Here is a 3757-nt window from a genome sequence, read left to right as displayed (position 1 = left end):
CTGGGCGCGCGCACCTATACCCCCGGTACCCAGGCCCAGACCATCGCCAACGGCCAGTATCTGAGCGGTGTCCAGACAATCCAGGGGGACCCCAACCTCACCTCCGGCAACATCAAGAAGGGGGTCTCCATCTTCGGAGTGGACGGTGCGGTGGAGCAGAGCTTTCTGGCCACGCTGACCGTCACCTCCGATGTGGGGGCCGTGGTCACCGCCACCCACTCCGGCGGCACCGAGGTGGAGGGCCTGTCCGCCACCGGCACCGTCGTGCTGGAGCTGCCCCTGGAGGGTACCTGGAAGGTTACCGCCGTCCGGGGCGTGGCCCAGTATAATACGGTGACCATCCAGGTGACCTCCCAGTATAACGCCGCCCTGACTGCGGAGGTTCACGTGGAGTATTTCGGGGATGCGACTCCGCTCTCCAGCGTGAGAAAATATCTTTCGGCGGCTTCTACAGATTCTCATGCGATATTTGCTGGTGGCCAAAATAAAAGATATGACGGTGTTCTTCTGAGCCTTAAACATATAGACGTTTATGACGCGAATTTAACACGTGATTCAAGTCATTCTTTGCTCAATTTCCGCTACCGTTCCCAAGCGACTTCCTTGGGCGGAAAAGTTTTTTTGGGAGGCGGTTTGGGAGACGTGGGCGCTAATGGCGCAGGTACAGCGGTTAACATCAAAAAAGTTGAACAAATTGACAACTCATTAACAATAACAGAACTGGAAGATTTAACCAATCCAAAAAGCCATCATTCTGCCACTTCGATATCGAATCATGCAATATTTGGAGGTGGAGCGATTAGTTCAGGCGAATCCACTGCAAGCGTTGACGCATATGACCAAAATTCAACCCATACCACCCCCGTTCAATTATCAACCCCATGTTCAGATTTGGCAGCCGCTTCCAACGATAATTACGCTGTTTTTGCAGGAGGAAACGAGGCGAGTGGTGTTCCGACCGCTTACGATTCTTCCTTGACTAGAGTCCTTCTCACCTCTTTGTCGGTCGCAAGAACTGGACTGGCTGCCGCAAGAGCGGGAAACTACGTTGTGTTTGCTGGGGGGAGAAATAGATCGGCAAACCCGGACACTGTTTTGGACTCGGTCGATGCCTATGATTTGTTTTTAACCCGGACTACGCCTGAGCCGCTTTCCGTTGCAAGACATGGATTGCAAGGGAGCACTCTGAAAGATACTGCGGTATTTGCAGGAGGTTTTACGGGATGGAGTGTAGGCATCTGCGGGATAGTTGAGTCATATGACCCGTTTTTGGTCCGTCAAGTGCAAACGGAATTGAAGGTCCAAAGAGCGGAACATGGAGCTGCTTCTATTGGGAGCTATGCTTTATTTGGGGGAGGATGTGGAGGGGCGGAAGCCTTTATAAATTCCGTGGAAGCCTATCGCTATGTCTGAAGGAGGGACTATACGATGATTTATGTAGACGGTACCGCAGTCGCGGGACTGAGAGGCAGGCGCGGACCTGCCGGGCCTCGGGGCCTCCAGGGGGAACCCGGGCCGCAGGGTCCGGCCGGGCCGCAAGGTGAGCAGGGTCCCCAAGGGGAGCAGGGTCCGCAGGGCGAGACTGGACCGCAAGGACCGCAGGGTGAGCGAGGTCCCCAGGGGGAACAGGGGCCCAAGGGAGAGCCCGGCCCTCAGGGACTCCAGGGAGAGCAGGGGCCCCAGGGGGAACAGGGCCCGGCTGGCCAGGACGGGAAGGACATCCCTCTGGTCAAACTGACCCAGGAGGAGTACGACGGGCTGGAGAGCCGCGACCCCGGTGTCTTTTACCTGATTCCGGAGGGCTGACATGATCTGCATTGACGGCAAGAAGGTGAAAAAGTGCTTTCTGGGAGATGAAGCAATCGGGAGGGTCTATCTGGGGGATGCGCTGATTTTTCAGAAAGCACCCCGGTTGCCCGCTGAATACACAGAACTGCAATATATTAAGAATCCAAACCTGGGATATGTACTTTTGAGTACTTTAAATCCTGTTTACACAAAAACGTGGTTCCCAGATATTAAAATCGAACTTACTGTATCAGATCTGATAGGGACCGGAGATGTAAACATTTTGGGGTCATATATCCGATATAGTGGAAACTATTGGTGCTCTTCTTTGGTGTATTACTCATCATCTAACAGCAGATATACTTTTTTGCAGGGTCAAACATCGAGTAACGCCGCATTGAGTAGAAGTATTTCACGATACATTCCATATAGCAAAACAGATAAGGCGACAATCATTATTGACCGGCCAATTACTCAAAGATTTTCTGTAAATGGCGCAGAACAAGATATAAGTGGTACATATATTACTACTGAAGCTAATCTTAGAGACCCCGTTATCCTAGGGTCTTATGGAAAAGTAGGAACGACAGGCCCTGTTGGATCCAATTACGCATTTTATGGCCTAAAAGCATATGATTCTTCAAATCAGCTTGTTTCTGAAATTGTTCCTGTTATAAAAGGCGATGGCACAGTTGGTTTGTTTGATATTGTAACATATACATTTTCTTCGCCTACAAACAAGACTTTGGTGGCTGGACCAGAAATTTGACACATATGAACAACCGCTGTACCGTCTGAAAGGAGATATGCAAAAATGGCAAGATACCAAATCTGGAACAAGACCGATTCCATCATCACCCCCAGCGGGGCGCAGTTCACGGCGCAGGAGTGGGCGGAGCGCTATCCCTGGGCGAAGCTGCCGGGGGTGAAGATGGTCATCACCGCGCCCCCCATTAACGGCGGCTGCGCGGAGGTTTTCGACACCTTTGTGGCCATCCGGAAGAAGCAGGGGGCGGCCATCGCCGGCGGTATGTCCGACGAGGAAATCCTGGCGGCCATCGAGGACTTTGAGGACAATCCCCCCGACCCCGGCCCCAGCGTGGAGGAGCGCACCGCCGCCGCCCTGGAGTTCCTGGCCCTGAACAGCCTGCCCGACGAGGTTTAAGGAGGTACTTATGAATTTTGATATCATCAAGCGCAACTTTGACCGCAAGCTCTGGAGCGCCGCCATGGTGCGTTCCGCCGTGAAGAAGGGGGTCATCACCCCGGAGCAGTTCCGGGAGATCACCGGGGAACACTACGGAGGTGCAATGTGAACGAGAGAGTGGACGGCTTCAAGGCCGCTGTCACCGCCCTGACCGGCGTGCTGACCGGCCTGTGGGGCTGGCTGGGGTGGCTGGTAGTATTTTGGGTTGGCTTCATGGTACTGGATTATCTGTCCGGCACCGCCGCCGCCTGCAAGGAGGGCAGCTGGTCCTCCGCCCACGCCCGGGAGGGCATCTGGCACAAGGCCGGCATGATCGTGGTGGTCCTGGTGGCCGCCGGGGCGGACCTGCTGATCGAGATTGTGCTGCTCAACCTGCCCGTGCTGGCCCTGCCCATCCAGTACCCGGGGCTGGTCTGCCCGGTGGTGCTGGTGTGGTACATCATCACGGAGCTGGGCTCCATCACCGAGAACGCCGTGGCTATGGGCGCTCCTGTCCCCGGCTGGCTGGTGCAGCTGCTGGCCGCCGGACGAGACGCCGTGGACAAGGCCGGGGACGTTCTGGGCGGCAAGGAGGATGGAGATGAATAAACGGCCTGTGTCCTACCTCCAGACCGACTCCCGGTGGAGGGACAAGCCCTATCGGGTCCCGGGGGAGAGCGCCACGGTGAGCGGCTCCGGCTGCGGCCCCAGCTGCGCGGCTATGGTCATCGAGACGCTTACCGGCCAGACCTGCACCCCGCTGGATGCCTGCAATTGGTCGGT

5 protein-coding genes and 2 pseudogenes are annotated in these 3757 nt (G+C 55.6%); all 7 read left to right on the top strand.

All coding sequences use genetic code 11. The annotated features are described in order from the left end of the window. Nucleotides 1–1413: pseudogene (locus D1646_RS21995) on the top strand (hypothetical protein); the annotation flags it as partial. Nucleotides 1414–1428: 15 nt separating this feature from the next. After that, the gene (locus tag D1646_RS21990) at nucleotides 1429–1806 is read left to right on the top strand and encodes a collagen-like protein (RefSeq protein WP_160638472.1); all 378 of its coding nucleotides are present in this window, start codon (nucleotides 1429–1431) and stop codon (nucleotides 1804–1806) included. A gap of 1 nt (nucleotide 1807) precedes the next feature. Further along, nucleotides 1808–2557, top strand: a complete 750-nt coding sequence (locus tag D1646_RS21985; RefSeq protein WP_160638471.1) for a hypothetical protein — start codon at nucleotides 1808–1810, stop codon at nucleotides 2555–2557. A gap of 45 nt (nucleotides 2558–2602) precedes the next feature. Continuing rightward, nucleotides 2603–2953, top strand: coding sequence for a hypothetical protein (locus D1646_RS21980; RefSeq protein WP_160638470.1), 351 nt, complete (start codon nucleotides 2603–2605; stop codon nucleotides 2951–2953). A gap of 10 nt (nucleotides 2954–2963) precedes the next feature. Further along, nucleotides 2964–3104 carry an XkdX family protein gene (locus D1646_RS21975; RefSeq protein ID WP_160638469.1) on the top strand — a complete coding sequence of 47 codons (141 nt, stop codon included), beginning with the start codon at nucleotides 2964–2966 and terminating at the stop codon, nucleotides 3102–3104. Then, the gene (locus tag D1646_RS21970; RefSeq protein WP_160638468.1) at nucleotides 3101–3583 is read left to right on the top strand and encodes a phage holin family protein; all 483 of its coding nucleotides are present in this window, start codon (nucleotides 3101–3103) and stop codon (nucleotides 3581–3583) included. Before D1646_RS21975 ends, D1646_RS21970 begins: the two co-directional genes overlap by 4 nt. After that, nucleotides 3576–3757 (top strand): annotated as a pseudogene (locus D1646_RS21965) (hypothetical protein); the annotation flags it as partial. The gene D1646_RS21970 and the pseudogene D1646_RS21965, both read left to right, overlap by 8 nt.

Source organism: Pseudoflavonifractor sp. 60, from assembly GCF_009911645.1.
In the GTDB taxonomy this organism is placed as follows: Bacteria; Bacillota; Clostridia; order Oscillospirales; family Oscillospiraceae; genus Lawsonibacter.
Note: the sequence above shows the minus strand (reverse complement) of the source record. Positions and strands in the feature narration are given on the sequence as shown.